Annotated in this window: 18 protein-coding genes; 12 read left to right on the top strand and 6 right to left on the bottom strand. The window is 71.2% G+C overall.

The genetic code is table 11. The features are described from left to right. Window position 1: 1 nt before the first annotated feature. Window positions 2-376 (bottom strand): FKBP-type peptidyl-prolyl cis-trans isomerase, encoded by a 375-nt coding sequence (locus MMF94_RS32485; protein ID WP_277398869.1) that lies wholly within the window; start codon window positions 374-376, stop codon window positions 2-4. Between the two features lie 66 nt (window positions 377-442). On the opposite strand from MMF94_RS32485, the gene MMF94_RS32490 reads away from it, so the two are divergent. Then, window positions 443-1945, top strand: a complete 1503-nt coding sequence (locus tag MMF94_RS32490) for an MFS transporter (RefSeq protein WP_241041246.1) — start codon at window positions 443-445, stop codon at window positions 1943-1945. A gap of 6 nt (window positions 1946-1951) precedes the next feature. Here the strand turns inward: MMF94_RS32490 and MMF94_RS32495 are convergent, their stop codons facing one another. Beyond that, window positions 1952-4027 (bottom strand): S9 family peptidase, encoded by a 2076-nt coding sequence (locus tag MMF94_RS32495; RefSeq protein ID WP_241041247.1) that lies wholly within the window; start codon window positions 4025-4027, stop codon window positions 1952-1954. A gap of 106 nt (window positions 4028-4133) precedes the next feature. On the opposite strand from MMF94_RS32495, the gene MMF94_RS32500 reads away from it, so the two are divergent. Beyond that, window positions 4134-4676, top strand: coding sequence for an FKBP-type peptidyl-prolyl cis-trans isomerase (locus MMF94_RS32500; protein ID WP_338104386.1), 543 nt, complete (start codon window positions 4134-4136; stop codon window positions 4674-4676). An 18-nt stretch (window positions 4677-4694) separates the two neighbouring features. Here MMF94_RS32500 and MMF94_RS32505 read toward each other — a convergent pair whose 3' ends face one another. Continuing rightward, complete coding sequence (locus MMF94_RS32505; RefSeq protein WP_241041248.1) at window positions 4695-5906, bottom strand: LCP family protein; 1212 nt, start codon at window positions 5904-5906, stop codon at window positions 4695-4697. A gap of 547 nt (window positions 5907-6453) precedes the next feature. Between MMF94_RS32505 and MMF94_RS32510 the strand changes: the two genes are divergently transcribed. Continuing rightward, entirely contained in the window at window positions 6454-6864 is a 411-nt protein-coding gene (locus MMF94_RS32510; RefSeq protein WP_241041249.1) for a VOC family protein, read from the top strand. Window positions 6865-6917: 53 nt separating this feature from the next. Continuing rightward, entirely contained in the window at window positions 6918-7214 is a 297-nt protein-coding gene (locus MMF94_RS32515; protein ID WP_241041250.1) for a type II toxin-antitoxin system Phd/YefM family antitoxin, read from the top strand. Between the two features lie 78 nt (window positions 7215-7292). Here the strand turns inward: MMF94_RS32515 and MMF94_RS32520 are convergent, their stop codons facing one another. Further along, a complete protein-coding gene (locus tag MMF94_RS32520; protein ID WP_241041251.1) occupies window positions 7293-7646 on the bottom strand; it encodes a DNA polymerase ligase N-terminal domain-containing protein in 354 nt (117 codons plus the stop codon). 241 nt (window positions 7647-7887) lie between these two features. Continuing rightward, window positions 7888-8670, bottom strand: coding sequence for a bestrophin-like domain (locus MMF94_RS32525; protein WP_241041252.1), 783 nt, complete (start codon window positions 8668-8670; stop codon window positions 7888-7890). Window positions 8671-8909: 239 nt separating this feature from the next. On the opposite strand from MMF94_RS32525, the gene MMF94_RS32530 reads away from it, so the two are divergent. Continuing rightward, on the top strand, window positions 8910-9203 hold the full coding sequence (locus MMF94_RS32530) for a hypothetical protein (protein ID WP_241041253.1): 294 nt from the start codon (window positions 8910-8912) through the stop codon (window positions 9201-9203). Between the two features lie 57 nt (window positions 9204-9260). On the opposite strand, the gene MMF94_RS32535 is transcribed toward MMF94_RS32530, so the two are convergent. Beyond that, window positions 9261-9935, bottom strand: a complete 675-nt coding sequence (locus MMF94_RS32535) for an MBL fold metallo-hydrolase (RefSeq protein WP_241041254.1) — start codon at window positions 9933-9935, stop codon at window positions 9261-9263. A gap of 151 nt (window positions 9936-10086) precedes the next feature. On the opposite strand from MMF94_RS32535, the gene MMF94_RS32540 reads away from it, so the two are divergent. The 7 genes from MMF94_RS32540 (at window position 10087) to MMF94_RS32570 (ending at window position 15488) form a co-directional block, all read left to right on the top strand. After that, complete coding sequence (locus MMF94_RS32540; RefSeq protein WP_241041255.1) at window positions 10087-11304, top strand: ABC transporter substrate-binding protein; 1218 nt, start codon at window positions 10087-10089, stop codon at window positions 11302-11304. Continuing rightward, window positions 11304-12167, top strand: coding sequence for a branched-chain amino acid ABC transporter permease (locus tag MMF94_RS32545; RefSeq protein WP_241041256.1), 864 nt, complete (start codon window positions 11304-11306; stop codon window positions 12165-12167). The genes MMF94_RS32540 and MMF94_RS32545 overlap by 1 nt, the downstream gene beginning before the upstream one ends. Before the next feature lie 41 nt (window positions 12168-12208). Further along, complete coding sequence (locus MMF94_RS32550; protein WP_241041257.1) at window positions 12209-13159, top strand: branched-chain amino acid ABC transporter permease; 951 nt, start codon at window positions 12209-12211, stop codon at window positions 13157-13159. Next, entirely contained in the window at window positions 13156-13914 is a 759-nt protein-coding gene (locus tag MMF94_RS32555) for an ABC transporter ATP-binding protein (RefSeq protein ID WP_241041258.1), read from the top strand. The genes MMF94_RS32550 and MMF94_RS32555 overlap by 4 nt, the downstream gene beginning before the upstream one ends. Continuing rightward, window positions 13911-14615, top strand: a complete 705-nt coding sequence (locus MMF94_RS32560; RefSeq protein WP_241041259.1) for an ABC transporter ATP-binding protein — start codon at window positions 13911-13913, stop codon at window positions 14613-14615. The genes MMF94_RS32555 and MMF94_RS32560 overlap by 4 nt, the downstream gene beginning before the upstream one ends. Window positions 14616-14724: 109 nt before the next feature. Next, complete coding sequence (locus MMF94_RS32565; protein ID WP_241041260.1) at window positions 14725-15159, top strand: YidH family protein; 435 nt, start codon at window positions 14725-14727, stop codon at window positions 15157-15159. Beyond that, window positions 15156-15488, top strand: a complete 333-nt coding sequence (locus tag MMF94_RS32570) for a DUF202 domain-containing protein (RefSeq protein ID WP_241041261.1) — start codon at window positions 15156-15158, stop codon at window positions 15486-15488. Before MMF94_RS32565 ends, MMF94_RS32570 begins: the two co-directional genes overlap by 4 nt. Window positions 15489-15503 lie beyond the last annotated feature (15 nt).

Consider the following 15503-nt stretch of genomic DNA (forward strand, 5'->3'; position numbering starts at 1 on the left):
GTCAGCTCACGCCCACCAGGTCGACGACGAAGATCAAGGTCTCGCCCGGCTTGATCGCACCACCCGCTCCGCGGTCGCCGTAGCCCAGGTGCGGCGGGATCACGAGCCGGCGGCGTCCGCCGACCTTCATCCCGGTCACCCCACGGTCCCATCCCGCGATGACGCGGCCGGCGCCCAGCGGGAACCGGAACGTCGAGCCGCGGTTCCACGAGGCGTCGAACTCCTCTCCCGTGGAATGCGCCACCCCGACGTAGTGCACCTCGACGGTGTTGCCAGGGGTGGCCTCGGCGCCGTCTCCGGTCTGGATGTCCTCGACGACCAAGTCGGTGGGCGCGGGGCCGTCGACGGGGTCGATCTCGGGTCGTTGCAGTGCCACTTCGGCTCCTCCGATTCGTGTGGTCGTCAGACTGCCAGAGCCTGTGACACCAGGTAGACAGGAGGTATGACCAGCTCATACGGCGCTGGTCCCACCACGGGGCGAGCCGACCTCACCGCGGAAGAACCCGATCCGCGGCGGTGGAAGGCGCTCTCGGTCACCCTCGTCGCCGGGTTCATGAGCCTGCTCGACGTCAGCATCGTGTCCGTCGCGCTGCCCTCGTTGCAGCGCGACCTGGGCACGACCCCCGCCCAGGTGCAGTGGGTGGTCTCCGGGTACGCGCTGACGTTCGGGCTCGCGCTGGTGCCTGCCGGCCGATTGGGCGACGCCATCGGCCGCCGCCGGATGTTCATGATCGCGCTCGCGGGCTTCGTCCTGTTCAGTGCGTTGGCGGGTGCCGCACCGAACGCGACGTGGCTCGTGTTCGCGCGGCTGGCCCAGGGGATCGCGGCGGGTGCGCTCGCCCCGCAGAACTCGGCGCTCATCCAGCAGATGTTCCGGGGTGCGGAGCGCGGGCGGGCGTTCGGCTTCTTCGGCGCCACGGTCGGGATCTCGACGGCGGTGGGGCCTATCATCGGCGGCCTGATCCTGGCGCTCGCCGAGGGTCCCGACGGGTGGCGCTGGATCTTCTACGTCAACGTGCCGATCGGCGTGGTCGCCCTGCTGCTCGCGGCCCGGTTCATCCCGCACAGCCGCCGCAGGTCGCGCGGTCACATCGACGTGGTCGGCACCGGGTTGCTCGGTGGCGTGGTGCTCGCCCTCCTGCTGCCACTGGTCGAGGCCGGGGCGGGCGGGCTCGCGCGGCTGTGGTGGCTCTTCCCCGTCGCCGCGGCGCTGGCGGTGGGGTTCGTCCTCTGGGAACGGCGCGAGGAGCGCCGCGGCAAGGAGCCGCTGCTCGACATCGGGCTGGTCATGTGCACGCCCGGCTACGCGACGGGGGTCGCGCTCGCAACCGTCTACTTCATCGGCTTCAGCGGGATCTGGCTCGTCTTCGCGCTCTACTTCCAGGCCGGCCTCGGCTACACGCCGCTGCAGTCAGGGCTCGCGGTCACCCCGTTCGCGCTCGGGTCGGCGACGTCCGCTGTGGTGGGCGGTCGGCTGGTCGCACGGCTCGGGCGCCTGCTGACGGTGATGGGCCTGACTCTGGTCGTCATCGGCGTCACGGCGGCAGGTGTCGTGCTGTGGCTCGCCCCGCCGCACATGGCGGGGTTGTTCGTGGCGCTCCCGCTGCTGGTGGGTGGCATCGGCGGCGGGTGGGTGATCGCACCCAACACCACGATGACCCTGCGCTTCGTGCCGGTCTCCATCGCAGGCTCGGCAGGTGGGGCGCTACAGACCGGGCAGCGGATCGGCGCTGCCGTCGGCACCGCCACGCTGACCGGCATCTTCTACAGCGTGCTGGCGAGCAGCGGGGGCGACTTCCGCAAGGCGGTGGCGTTCGCGGTCGGTGTGGCGAGCGTGGTCGAGGTCGTGGCGCTGCTCGTCGGCATCCTCGAATGGCGGACGGACCGCAAGCGGGCAGGCCTCGCGCAGTCGCGCGTCGAACTGCCGTGTCCGGAGCTGCACTGACACCCGTCAGGCGACTCCGAGCGCGTCCTTGAGGAACCGCACCTGCAGCAGGAGCAGGTTCTCCGCCACCACTTCCTGCGGCGTCATGTGCGTGACGCCGGAGAGCGGCAGCACGCTGTGCGGCCTGCCCGCGGCCAGCAGCGCCGAGCTCAGCCGCAGGGTGTGGGCGGCCACGACGTTGTCGTCGGCGAGCCCGTGCACCAGCATCAGCGGCCGGGTGAGCCGTGGTGCGTCCTCGACGACCGACGAACGCGCGTACGTGTCCGGCTCCTCCTCGGGGTGGCCGAGGTAGCGCTCCGTGTAGTGCGTGTCGTAGAGGGTCCAGTCGGTGACGGGCGCGCCCGCGACAGCGGCGTGGAAGACGTCGGGACGGCGCAGCACGGCGAGTGCGGCCAGGTACCCGCCGAAGGACCAGCCCCGGATGCCCACGCGCGTGAGGTCCAGGTCGGGGTTCTGCTCCGCGACGGCGTGCAGGGCTTCGATCTGGTCCTCCAGCACCGGGCCTGCCAGGTCGCCGCGCACCGCGCGCTCGAACTCCGGGCCCCGCCCGGGCGTGCCGCGGCCGTCGACGACGACCACCGCGAAGCCCTGGTCGGCGAACCACTGGCTGGTCAGGTGCGTTCCTCGGGCGGCGAGCACCCGCTGGGCGTGCGGGCCGCCGTACGGGTCCATGAGGACGGGCAGGCGCGTGCCGGGCTCGTGCCCCGCAGGCAGGATCAGGGCCGTCCGCAGCTCGCGCGCGCCCGCGGTCATCAGCGTGACCCGTGGCTCCAGACCGGGCAGCTCGGCCAACGACACGATGGTCCGCTCGGCGCCGTTTCTGTGGACGGTGGTGGTGGTGCCGTCGGCGTCGAGGCTCTGGCGCGCGACGACGAGCGTGCCGGCCACGAGCCGTCCCGAGTGCACGCCCGGGTGCGGGGTGAGTTCTTCCTGCCCGTCCGGTCCCCAGGTCCACAGCCCGATCGACGTCGGGTCCTCGCCTGCCCGGAAGAGCACCACGTCGCCGTCGACGTCCAGCACGTCGCGCACCTGCAGCGAGGGCGGGGTGACCGCCTCGCCGTCGACGACGAGCCTGCGCGCGCCGTCGACGTCCGCCACCGTCACCAGCGCGCCGGATGCCGTGTGGGCGGGAACGCCGGGCACGATCTCCACCCAGGCGGGGTCGGTCTGCTCGTGCACGTCCGAGGTCGCGCCGGTGGCCGGGTCGACGCGCAGCACCCGCAGGGCGCGCTGGTCCCGGGGCTGGACGACGATGAGCAGGTCGTGGGCGTCCCACACCGCGTGCACGAGGTACTCGTCGCGGACGTCGTCCCAGCTCACGTCCGTGCTGGTGCCGTCGAGCGTGCGGATCTGCAGTGACACGCGGGCGTTGGCCGTGCCTGCGGCGGGATAGGAGACGACGGCCGGGGTGCGGTCGGGGTTTGCCGGGTCCGCGATGTGCCAGCGGCGGACGGGCGCGTCGTCCACCCGCGCGACGAGGAGCGCATCGCCCTCGGGCGACCACCAGTACCCGCGCATCCGGCCCATCTCCTCGGCCGCCACGAAGTCGGCCAGGCCGAACGTCACGTCCTCGCCGTCGGGAGTGGCGACGGTCGAGGTGGTGCGCGCCGTGAGGTCGTGGACGTGGAGCGCGCCGCCGCTGACGTAGGCCACGAGCCGGCCCGTCGGGTCGGGCCGCGGGTCGATCACCCCGCCGGGTGTCTCCACCAGTCGGGGGGTGAGCCCTGCGGCGAACTCGGTGACGTAGAGCTGTCCGGACAGGGTGAAGGCCGCCATCGTGACGGGACGGTCGGTCGCATAGGCCACCACTCCGCCTGCCTGTTCGCGGCTGCGCTCCCGCCGGGCCCGTTCCTCCGGAGGCAGATCCTCGGCGGAGCTGTCGTCCAGCTCGCGCGGGTCGGCGACCAGGCGCTCGTCCCCCGTCTCGAGGTCCAGGGTCCACAGGCGCGTCACCGGGTCGGTGCCGCCGCGGCTGCGTAGGAACACGACCCGGCCGCCGTCGGGGGAGACCGTGATGCTGCGGGGGGCACCGAGGGTGAACCGCCGGGTACGGGCCTGCCTGCGGGGGAAGCTGTCCGTCACGATGGATCAGTCTGCCTGTCGACCGTTCGGGGCGGGCACCTGACCTGCCCGGCATCCTCCGGGCCCCCTTGGCCGGGCCCGTGGCCGGGCGTGCTCGACTTGTTCCATGAAACGTTCCCTCCTCACGGCCGCCGCCGTCGTCGCCGTGGCCGTCGTCGCCGCCTGCGGCTCGCCCACCGCGCCGGAGGCACCGCCCGCGGCGCCCGCCTCGAGCGCGCCCCCGGCGGCCTCGGCCCCCGCTCCCGCGCCCGGCGTCCCGGCGCTCACCGGCAACCCGACCGACCTGACGGCGGCCACCCAGGCACAGGCCGGCACCGGCCAGCCGCCGTCGAAGCTCGTGACGCAGGACATCGTGGTGGGCAGCGGGCCCGCCGCCACGCCCGCCGACACCGTCGACGTGCAGTACACCGGCACCCTCTACTCCAACGGCACCGTGTTCGACAGCTCCTGGTCACGCGGTGAGCCCGCCACATTCCCCCTCAACGGCGTGGTGCCGGGCTTCGCGCAGGGCATCGAGGGGATGCAGGTCGGCGGCCGGCGCGTACTCGTGATCCCGCCCGACCTGGGCTACGGCAACCGCTCCTCCGGCCCGATCCCCGGCGGCTCGACGCTGGTGTTCGTCGTGGACCTCGTCGGCATCAACACCTGACGCGACCGGCACAGCCGGTCAGTTGACGCAGTGGATCCCGTCGGCCGTGATGGACTCGGGCGGGGTCGTGGCGGGCGTCCTGCGTGATCCCCCTGACGGACCGGTGGGCGCTCCCTCGGCGGACAGGCCGGAGCCCGACGGGCCCGAGCCGGACGGTCCGGTCGATATCGGTGTCCGGCTCTCGTGCCCCGCGATCACCGACCGCACGAACGCGCGCACCGCGGCCTGGTCGATCTGGATGGCGATGCCGTCGTACGGGGTCCGCAGGTCCGGGCGCCCTGTGGGGATCGTGAGGAAGCGCAGGTCGTTGCCCTGCAGGCCCGCGAACTGCGCGAGCGCCTGCTCGACGTTCCATCCGTCGTCGAGCACGACGTTTCTGTTCACCACGGCGACCAGCTGGGCGAGCCGCACCGGGTTGGTGAGCGTGCCCGTCGAGATCAGCCGGTCCGCCAGACCTGCGGCGAAGGCCTGCTGGCGGGCGATGCGGTCGAGGTCGCCGTCCTGCAGGCCGTGGCGCTGCCGGACGAACGCGAGGGCGGTTGCTCCGTTGACCGTCTGCGGGCCTGCTGGGAGGTCGATGCCGGAGTAGGAGTCGTGCACGGGCTTGTTCAGGCAGACCGGGACACCGCCGAGGGCCTCGGTGAGCTGCACGAACCCGACGAAGTTGATCTCGGCGAAGTGGTCGATCTGCACCCCGGTGAGCTGCTCGACCGTGGCCACGAGCGTCGCGCGCCCCGCCTCACGGCCGCGCCGGTCGAGCTCGGGCCCGGTGATGCCCTGCGCGGTGAGCGTGTCCTCGGCGCTCTTCAATCCGGCCTCGTACGCCGAGTTGATCTTGTGCATCCCCCGCCCACCTGCGATCGGGACGTAGGAGTCGCGGGGGATCGAGATCGCCTCGGCGGGCTGGTTGGGATCCGCCGGCACGTGCAACAGGATGATCGTGTCGGTGTCCAGCTGGCCGGCGTCCGGGCCCACGTGCAGGGCGTTGAACAGCTCGGGAGGCAGCGGGTTGCCCGCGGAGTCGGTGCGGGCGTCGAGACCCACCAGCAAGGCGTTGTACGCCTGGCCGGGAGGGGTCGGCGCCGCGTCGGGGATCGCCGCCCTGCTGGTGACCGCCGTGTCGAGCTGCTGCTGCAGCGACCACGCGAGGCCTGCCACGGCCAGCGCCAGGACGGACGTGAGCGCCACCAGCGTGCGTACGCCCAGACGAAGGGCCCGTCTCGCGTCCATCGTTCTCCGGTCGACTGCGCCAGGGCCGGGCCGCGGCGCGACCGCCTGGGATTTCAACGGCCGCCGTCGCGACCCCGATCCACCATAACCGCGCTTCTCCGCAAGGCGTTCGAGAAGCGACGACGAAGCGAATTGTCGGTGGGACGGGTCGGAGCCCGCCGGCCGGGGCCGAAACAACCTCTGATCCGGCGCCCTGGACGTCTCCCACTACGCCGAACAGGCGCACGGATGCGTCGTCACGCCCGCCCGCTGTACGGCGACGGCAGGAAGGTCGACGCCCGCGGCGACCACGCGGTGACCGAGTGGCGGCGTGGCTGCGCCGCGCGCCGCGGCCACCGCCCGTCGCCACCAGATCAGCTTCTCCCTCGACGAGCATCCCGTCGCGATCTTCCGCTGGGCAGGCCGCCTGCCCGATGAACGGCACGCTCGTCCGGTCGTTTCGAACCAGGGGCCGCTCGTGCGATCCAGGATGCCGCTCGCGTCTCGGAGCGGTTCGATCATGTCCTGAACTGCAACCATTCTCGTCCCAGCGACACAGGAGCGTGTGATGCCTTCTCGCCTGAACCCCTACCTCAACTTCACCGGCGATGCGCGGCAGGCCATGGAGTTCTACAACAACGTCTTCGGCGGCACTTTGACGCTGCACACCTACGGGGAGTCCGGCGCGGCGGACTACCAAGAGGCCGACAAGATCATGCACGGCCAGCTCGAGACCGACAGCGGATTCACGCTCATGGCTGCTGACTCCCCGCAGGGAATGGAGCACACCATCGGGAATGCCATCACTGTGAGCCTGAGCGGCGACGACGCCGGCGAGCTGCGCGGCTACTGGGAGAAGCTGTCCGACAGCGGCACCGTGTCGGTCCCACTGGAGAAGCAGATGTGGGGCGACGAGTTCGGTGCGTGCGTCGACCGGTTCGGAGTTCCCTGGATGGTCAACATCGTTCAGCCGCGCTGACAATCCCCGAGGCGCTCGTAGCGCCTCGCGTTACGTGGGGCCACACTGAGGCCATGAAGGTCATCACCCAGCGAGAGTTGCGAAACAACTCCGCCGCCGTCCTGGACTCTGTCGAGGCGGGTGAGACCTACTACCTCACCCGCAATGGGGTCGTGGTCGCCGAGCTGCGTCCGGTTCCACGTCGGCGGGCCCTCATTGCAGAGGAACTCGTCGAACAGCATCGGAGACTTCCGCACGTCGACGCCCGGATGATGCGTCAGGAAGCGGACGAGTTCTTCGGTACGGAGATCTCGGCGATCACGACCTCGCCGTATGGACCTCATGATCGCCGCGATCGCTTCCTCGCGTGACCTTCCCCTCTACACCCGCAACGGTGGCGACTTCGCACACCTGCACGACGCGCTTGACGTCGTGTCCGTCTGATCCGGCTACTGATCCGCGAGGCGGTGCAGCAGCCAGCCCTGGGATGTCCGGATGAGGGCGAAGCGCCGGTCGTCGTCCCTGCCGTGCAGGGTGAGGAGAATCCGCCGCTCGGAGCGGTCGTGCTCTTCCCACCAGCCGATGTCGGCTATCGACTTGTTCTCGTCCTCGTAGGTGAGGTGGTCGAGTTCGTGGTCGGGCACCGCGACGGCCAGCCGCTTCTCCCCGGGCACCTCGGGCAGCCCTCTCGGCACCGCCCACGAGCGCAGCACGCCGTCCTCTTCCAGGCGCAGGTCGAAGTGGTGGCGCGGCCGCCGGTGCTCGTGCAGGACGAAGGCCGGCCGCCGGTGCTCGTTCGTCACCACCCGCAGGCCCGTGACTCCGGAGGACTCGGCCGCTCGGTGCCCACCGTTGTGTCGTCGCCGTGGCCGGAGTACACCCACGTCTCGTCGGGCAGCCCGTAGCGGGTGCATCTGCGCTGAGCAGGAGTGCGGTCCCACGCGGGACGTAACAGAGACAACGGCCCCCCTCGTCACGGTCATCGTCGCCATGCCCAGGATGCCAAATCTGCTGCGCGTCCCTGACGCGCACGCGCGCACCGGGCTACCGCTGCAGCGTGGGGTCGACCTGCTCGAGTGGCATCGGACTCACAGCGAAGTATCCCGCGAACGGGCGCTCCTGGGCCGCGATCATGATGATCGCCGCCGTCGCCGCCAAGGCGAAGAGCGTCATCGCGATCGCCGCTCCGCGTCGGTTGCCGCTGTGGACGAACGCGATCGCGAACAGGGTGAGGATCGCCAGGGCGGCCACGGCTCCCCACTTCGCTTCGTTGACGGAGGATTCGCTCACGATGATGCGCTGGCGCCGGGCGTCCAGCGCTTGCTCGACCGATGTGACGATCTCCTGCTGGGCGATCGTCTGGCCGGGGGTCTCGGGACGCAGGCCGAGCGTCATCGCCTGGAGATCCGCGAGCGGCTGTGACACGACGGACAGCGTCGCTCCCTGCTCGGCCATCTGTGGCCATTCCGTCGTGACCGCGTTCTCGATGTGGCGGTGAACGAGGCTGCGCGCCTGCGCCTCCGGCTCACCCGGGAACTCGGAGGACAGCAGGACGACCGCGCGCAGCGAGCTCGCTTCCTGGCTGACCGCGGTCGTGGCGCTGTCTCCCGAACTCCAGACCTGCGCGGCCAGAAACCCCACCAGTAACGCGAACACGATTCCCAGCGGCGGGAGCAGCCCGGGTGAGATCGACGCGAACGCGCGGCCGCGCTCCCCGGTCGAGAGCGAGATCACCACCGCGTAGATCGCCGCCGTGATGAGAACAGCGACCCCGAACACGAACGCGGCCAACCAGAACAAAGGAAGGCCGTGTAGCCAGTTCGGCATCCGTGAATCGTCCTCGCCGACGACGCCGGATTCAAGGCGGAAACGCACCCTGGCCGGTGGTGCGAGATCGAAATTCTTCCTGCGATCCCGTGCAGGTCTTCGGCCGTGTGCAGATGATGTCGCGAGACGTTGTCGGATCGGAGATCGAGTGTCCGGTTACTCGGGGTCTTTGCTGCTGCTCTTGACGGTCTCTTCAGCTGTGCGGAGGATTGCGGGTCCGCTGAGGAGAGGAGAAGTCCATGAGCCACGTTCGCATCGGCGTCTACGATCTGATCGGCGGGACAGCCGAGGAAGTCGGTGACCGTGCTCAGAAGGGAATGCTGAGGGTGTTCCAGGCGCAGCCTGGATTCAAGGCGTACGGGCTGGCCGAGACTCAAGAGGGCAAACTGATCTCGGTGAGCCTGTGGGACTCGGGCGAGCAGGCCAAGCAAGCCACCGAGCTGGCCGCCTCCTGGGTCAGCGAGAACGTAGCCGATCGAATTCGGCTTGAAAGCACTCAGGTCGGAGACTTCATGTTCTTCGAGAGTGCATGACAACCTGCGCGAGGATTCCCGCTCGCCCGCTTCGCGACCTGACTTCCGCGGAGACGACTACCAACCGCGCTCGCGCCACTCACCGAGGTGCGGGCGCTCCCGGCCGAGAGTGGTGTCGTCACCGTGGCCGGGGTACACCCACGTCTCGTCGGGCAGCGGGCCGAACACCCGCTCCTCCAGGTCGTTGATGAGCGACGTGAACTCCGCCGGTCCGGCCGTCTTGCCGGGCCCGCCGGGGAACAGGGAGTCGCCGGTGAAGATGTGCGGGTGGTCGGCGCCGCGGTAGACGAGCGCGATCGATCCCGGCGTGTGGCCGCGCAGGTGCACGACCTCCAGTTCGATCTCCCCGAAACGCACGGTGTCGCCCTGCTCCACCAGCTCGTCCATCGGGATGGGCAGCTCGGGGGCGTCCAGCGGGTGGGCGATCTGGCGGGTCTGGAACATGCCCGCGACGGCGCCGAGGGCCTGCCAGTGGTCGGCGTGGCGGTGGGTGGTGACCAGGTGCTGCAGCTCGGGCCGGGTGGAGGAGGCGCCGACGAGATCCGCCAGCCGGTCGGGCTCGTTGGCCGCGTCGATCAGCAGGGCCTCGTTCGTGGCCCGGCATACGAGCAGGTAGGCGTTGTTGTCCATCGGGCCGACGGAGAGCTTGGTGATGCTCAAGGCGTCGAGGTCGCGCCGGATCGCTGCGCCGCCGGGGTCGGTGTGACCTGAGTAGCTGTCGAGGACGTCCACCGCGACAGCCTAGCCAGCGAACTCCCCGTCACGATTGAGTCGCGAGCACGTGCCCGGTTCACCCGAATCGTTGACATTGAGAAGGTCGCTCGACAACGATCCGTCGACATCGCACCCAGGCTGCGGCCCGGTCGACGAGGAGCGTTCTGAGATGGTGCAACACCCCATGGTCAACCGGCGACGGTTCCTCGGTCTCCTGGGTGCGGCCGGCGCACTGCCGGTGCTGTCGGCGTGCGGAAGCAGCGTCGGGGGCGGCGGGTCCACCGCCGGCGGAGGCGGCACGGTGAAGGTCGGTCTCGTCGTCCCGCAGTCGGGGGTCTACGCCGCGCTCGGCACCGACATGCAGCGCGGCTGGGATCTCTGGCTGGCCGACCACGGGCAGAAGTTCGGGAACTACACCGTGGAGACCGTCGTCGCCGACGAGGGCGAGACGCCACAGACGGGCGTGCCCGCCGTGCAGAAGGTGCTGCAGAGCGACGGGGTCGACGTGGTGGTCGGGCTGGTCAACTCCGCCACCGCGCTGGGCGTGCGCGACGCGCTCACCGAGTCGAAGAAGCTGCTGATCGTCACGAACGCAGGCGCCGAGGACGTCACGGGCAAGGCCCGCACGCCCTACATCTGGCGCAGCTCCTTCACCAACGGCCAGATCGCGGCCGCGATGGGCACGCACCTCGCCCAGTCGGGCTTCTCCGAGGGCGTCTACGCCATCGCCCCCGACTACGCGGCCGGCACCGAGGTCATCACCGCCTTCACGAAGGCGTTCGAGACCGGCGGCGGGCGGGTGGTCGGGCAGGCGAAGACGCCGTTCGGCACCACGTCCGACTACCAGCCGTTCCTCACCGGCATCCAGAGCTCCGGGGCACGCGCCACGTTCTGCTTCTTCTCGGGTGCCGAGGCCATCAGCTTCGTGAAGCAGTACGCGCAGTTCGGGCTCTCGTCGACGATCCCGCTGTACGGCTCGGGCTTCCTCACCGAGGGCAACGTGCTGCCGCAGCAGGGCGACGCGGCGGTGGGCGTGCAGACGACGCTGCACTACACCGACCAGCTCGACAACCCGGCCAACACCGCGTTCGTGCAGGCCTACAGCGCGAAGTACGGCGAGAACCCCAGCTGCTTCTCGGTGCAGACCTGGGACGCCGCCAACGTCCTCAACCGGGCACTCACCTCGGCCACGGGCGTCGACGGCGACGCACTCGCCGCCGCGCTGGGTGGCATCGGCACCGTCGACGACAGCCCGCGCGGGCCGTGGACCTTCGACAACCAGACCCCACGGCAGAACATCTACCTGCGCCGGGTGGACAACGCCGGGGGCACGCTGGTGAACGCGGTGGTGCAGGACCTCGGCCCGCAGAGCCAGCCGGCGGCCTGATGCTCGTCAGTGTCCTCAACGGCCTCGCGATCGGGTCGCTGCTCTTCATCCTGGCCGTGGGGCTCTCGATCGTGTTCGGGATGATGGACGTCCTCAACCTCGCGCACGGCGCGCTGTTCCTCGGGGGCGCCTATCTCGGCGCCGCCTTCGCCGGGAGCTGGGGTGGGTTTCTCGCCGCGCTCGCGCTGGCCGCGGTCGGCGGCCTCGCCGCGGGTGCGCTGCTGTCGCTCATGACCGAGCCGCTGCGCAAACGCTCGCACCTCGACCAGGCCCTGCTTACGCTCGGCGTGGCGTTCGTCGTGGCCGAGCTGCTGATCATCGCGTTCGGGGACGACCCGCTGTCGGTGGCCGCGCCGCCCGCGCTCGACGGCTCGGTGTCGATCCTCGGAGCGACCTACCCCACGTACCGGCTGGTGCTGATCGGGGTGGGCGCGGTGCTGGCCCTGGCCGTGTACCTCGTCGTGGAACGGACGCGGGTGGGCGCGCTCGTGCGGGCCACGGTGGCCGACCGCGAGATGGTGGCCGCGCTCGGCGTCGACAACCGGATGGTGCAGGCCACGGTGTTCGCCGTCGGCTCGCTGCTCGCCGCCACGGCCGGAGTGCTCGGCGGCCCGATCTACGGCGCGCGCCCGGGGCTCGATGCGACGGTTCTCATCCTGGCGCTGGTCGTCGTCGTGATCGGCGGGCTCGGCTCGGTGCGCGGAGCGCTCGTCGGGGCGCTGATCATCGGGCAGGTCGACACGCTGGGCCGCTTGCTGCTCCCGGACTTCGCCTCCTTCATCCTGTTCGCCGCGCTCGCGCTGGTGCTCGTGCTGCGCCCGCACGGCCTGTTCGGGAGTCCGGCATCGGCGGGCGCGCGATGACCGCGCTGGACGCGCCCGCGGTGCCCGGAGGAGCGGCCGCGATGTCCCCACGGGTGCCCCGGGGCCGGGGCGGGCTCGTGGCGGCGGCGGTGCTCGTCGTGCTCGCCGCGGCTCCGCTGTTCCTCGCCCCGTTCGCCACCACCACGCTCACCCGCATCCTGGTGTTCGCGCTCTTCGCCGTGAGCCTGGACCTGCTCGTCGGCGTCACGGGCCTTCCCTCACTCGGTCACGCCGCCTACTTCGGCGCAGGCGCGTACGCCGCAGGCTGGGTGTCGATCAACGTCACCGCTGCGGCGCCGGTGCCGCTGCTGGTCGGAGCGGCCGTCGGCGCCGTCGCCGCCGCGCTGACCGGATGGATCACCGTGCGCACCGGCGGGGTCTTCTTCCTCATGCTCACCCTCGCCATCGGCGAGATGGTGCAACAGGTGGCCAACACCTGGGAGGGCGTCACCGGCGGGGCCAACGGGCTCACCGGCGTCCCGTCCGTGCGGGTCGCGGGAGCGCCTCTCGCGAACCCGGGCTTCCTGTACTGGTACGTGCTCGCCGTCTTCGTACTGGGCTTCGTGCTCGTCTGGCTCGTGGCGCGCTCGCCGTTCGGCGCGGCGCTGCGCGGAATCCGCGACAACGAGCCGCGCATGCGTGCCGTCGGCTACCCGACGGCGCTGTACAAGTACGGAGTCTTCGTGGTGGCAGGCGCCGTTGCGGGCCTGGCAGGCTCGTTGCTGGTGGCACAGCAACGACTCGTGACGCCGGCCGATCTCGGGTTCCTCACCGCCTCGTTCGCGTTGCTGGCCGTGATCATCGGCGGGGCGGGCTCGCTGTGGGGCGCGTGCATCGGTGCGGCGCTGGTGATCCTGATCCGGGACGCGCTCGGGCCCAGCCTCGACGGTCACGGCACCCTGGTGCTCGGAGCGGTGTTCGTGCTGGTGGTCTACCTGCTGCCGCGGGGCGCTGCGGGCCTGCAGCTGTGGCGACGGCGAGGTTCGTCGTGACCGTCCTGCGGTGCACCGGGTTGACCAGGTCGTTCGGCGCCCTGAAGGCGGTCGACGGCGTGGACCTGGCGGTTGCCCCCGGTGCCCGGCACGCCCTGATCGGACCCAACGGCGCCGGCAAGTCCACGCTGTTCAAGCTGGTCACAGGCACGATGCGGGCGGATGCGGGCCGCGTCGAGCTCGCGGGCAGCGATGTCACGCGGCTGTCCGAGGTGAAGCGCTGCCGGCTCGGGATGAGCCAGACGATGCAGCACGCGAGCCTGTTCGCCTCGATGACGGCGGCCGAGACGGTCGCGCTGGCCGTGCAGCGCCACGACAACGGGCGGATCTCCCTGCTGCCGCGCAGGCAGCCCCGGGTGGTCGCGCGGGCGGAGGAGCTGCTGTCCGACGTCGGCCTCGCCGGTCGTGGTGGCGTGCGCGTCCCCGCGCTGTCGCACGGCGAGCGCAAGCAGTTGGAGGTGGCGCTGGCGCTGGCCTGCCGCCCGTCGCTGTTGCTGCTCGACGAGCCCGCGGCCGGGATGTCGCCCGGTGAGAGCGCGCGGTTGGTCGAGCTGCTGCGCAGGCTGCCGCCGGAGATCACCGTGCTGTTCGTGGAGCACGACCTCGACCTGGTGTTCTCGCTGGCGGACGCGGTGACGGTGCTGCACCTCGGGCGCGTGCTGCTCTCCGGCACCCCCGACGACGTCCGGGCGAGCGACGCCGTTCGCGAGGCCTACCTGGGCACCGGTCGGCGCGAGGAGCTGTTCCTGTCATGAGCTTCCTCGAGGTACGTGGCCTCGTCTCCGGGTACGACAGGGGCAGGGTGCTGCACGGCGTCGATCTCACCCTCGACGCCGGTGCCGTGCTCGGGCTGCTGGGCCGCAACGGCGTCGGCAAGTCCACCTTGATCATGACGCTGGCAGGGCTCGTCCCGGTGACCGAGGGATCGGTGCGCCTCGACGGGGCCGAGCTGGCCGGGAAGCGGCCCGACCTGGTCGCCAGGGCCGGGGTGGCGCTGGTGCCGCAAGGGCGCCGGGTGTGGGCGACGCTCACGGTGGCCGAGCACCTCGCGCTGGCGCGTTCACGGTCGCGACCCGGCACCTGGACCGTCGACGCCGTGCTCGACCTGCTGCCCCGGCTCGCCGAGCGCCGCCGCCACTACGCAGGGCAGCTCTCCGGCGGGGAGCAGCAGATGCTCGCCGTGGCCCGGGCCCTGCTCACCAACCCGCGGCTGGTGCTGCTCGACGAGCCGTCCGACGGGCTCGCCCCGGCCATCGTCGACCAGCTCGCCGGTGTGGTCACCACCATGCGCGCCGAGGGTGTGACCGTCGTGCTGGTGGAGCAGGACTTGCACCTGGCCTTCAGCGTGGCGGACGAGATCGCCGTGATGGAGAAGGGCGCGCTCGTGCACCGCGTGCCGACCGCCGAGTTCCGTCGCGATCCCGGCACCGCGCACCGGCTCCTCGGAGTGGCCTGAGCCGCAGGAACGCCCTGCTCGTCGCGATCATCCGATGCGGCCTCAGGTCGACCCCGACGACGGGGCCGTTCCACAGGACAGGGCCGCTCCCGAGGACGATGCTGTCTGCGTGGACAGTGCCGCGTCGGGCCGTGCCGATTCCGAAGGCGCCGATTCCGAAGGCGCCGATTCCTCCGAGGAGACCGACTCGGGCGACGGTGCCGTCGAGCACGAACCGGACTACCGGTTCACCCTCGCCAACGAGCGCACCTTCCTCGCCTGGATCCGATCGTCACTGTCGTTGCTGGCGGCGGGGATCGCGGTGGTGCAACTGGTGCCCGCGTTCCCGCTGCCGGGGGTGCGCACCATCACGGGCGGGCTCCTGGTCGTCCTCGCGGTGCTGTGCGCCGCGAACGGTGTGCTGCGCTGGCAGCGGGTCGAGTACGCGATGCGCCGCGACGGTGCACTCCCACGGCAGCGGGCCCCGTGGGTGCTCGCCGTCGGCCTCGTCGTGCTGGCGCTGCTGGGATTGGCGTTGGTGATCGTCAAAGGGGTCGACGGATGAGGCCCCTACGTCCCGGTCCGCCCCCGGGAACCCCCGGGCTCCAGCCCGAGCGGACGAGGCTCGCCTGGAACCGCACGGCGCTCGGTGTGCTGGCCAACGGGGCGCTGCTCTCGGTGCGCGAGATCGGTGCGACGGGACCGACCGTCGCGATGGTGCCCGTCACCATGGCGATGCTCATCGCGCTGGTCACGGTCGCGGTAGGCAGGCACCGGGCGACCGTCCTGCGCCGTTCCCCGCTCCCGGCCCGCGTGGCCCCCGTCGTCTCGGTGCCGGTGGTCGGCTGGTCGGTGGTGGCACTGGCCCTCGTCACCGGCGTCGTCCTGCTCTGACGACGGGTGCCGGTG

Origin of the sequence: Pseudonocardia alaniniphila, from assembly GCF_022524485.1 — a bacterium.
GTDB classification, from domain to species: Bacteria; Actinomycetota; Actinomycetes; order Mycobacteriales; family Pseudonocardiaceae; genus Pseudonocardia; species Pseudonocardia alaniniphila.

Excerpts from the sequence above, each read along its gene's own strand:
- MMF94_RS32505 (WP_241041248.1), bottom strand. The coding sequence starts at position 5,906 with ATGGACGCGAGACGGGCCCTTCGTCTGGGCGTACGCACGCTGGTGGCG.
- MMF94_RS32525 (WP_241041252.1), bottom strand. The coding sequence starts at position 8,670 with ATGCCGAACTGGCTACACGGCCTTCCTTTGTTCTGGTTGGCCGCGTTC.
- MMF94_RS32515 (WP_241041250.1), top strand. The coding sequence starts at position 6,918 with ATGAAGGTCATCACCCAGCGAGAGTTGCGAAACAACTCCGCCGCCGTC.
- MMF94_RS32560 (WP_241041259.1), top strand. The coding sequence starts at position 13,911 with ATGAGCTTCCTCGAGGTACGTGGCCTCGTCTCCGGGTACGACAGGGGC.
- MMF94_RS32540 (WP_241041255.1), top strand. The coding sequence starts at position 10,087 with ATGGTGCAACACCCCATGGTCAACCGGCGACGGTTCCTCGGTCTCCTG.
- MMF94_RS32545 (WP_241041256.1), top strand. The coding sequence starts at position 11,304 with ATGCTCGTCAGTGTCCTCAACGGCCTCGCGATCGGGTCGCTGCTCTTC.
- MMF94_RS32530 (WP_241041253.1), top strand. The coding sequence starts at position 8,910 with ATGAGCCACGTTCGCATCGGCGTCTACGATCTGATCGGCGGGACAGCC.
- MMF94_RS32490 (WP_241041246.1), top strand. The coding sequence starts at position 443 with ATGACCAGCTCATACGGCGCTGGTCCCACCACGGGGCGAGCCGACCTC.
- MMF94_RS32550 (WP_241041257.1), top strand. The coding sequence starts at position 12,209 with ATGTCCCCACGGGTGCCCCGGGGCCGGGGCGGGCTCGTGGCGGCGGCG.
- MMF94_RS32510 (WP_241041249.1), top strand. The coding sequence starts at position 6,454 with ATGCCTTCTCGCCTGAACCCCTACCTCAACTTCACCGGCGATGCGCGG.
- MMF94_RS32570 (WP_241041261.1), top strand. The coding sequence starts at position 15,156 with ATGAGGCCCCTACGTCCCGGTCCGCCCCCGGGAACCCCCGGGCTCCAG.
- MMF94_RS32500 (WP_338104386.1), top strand. The coding sequence starts at position 4,134 with ATGAAACGTTCCCTCCTCACGGCCGCCGCCGTCGTCGCCGTGGCCGTC.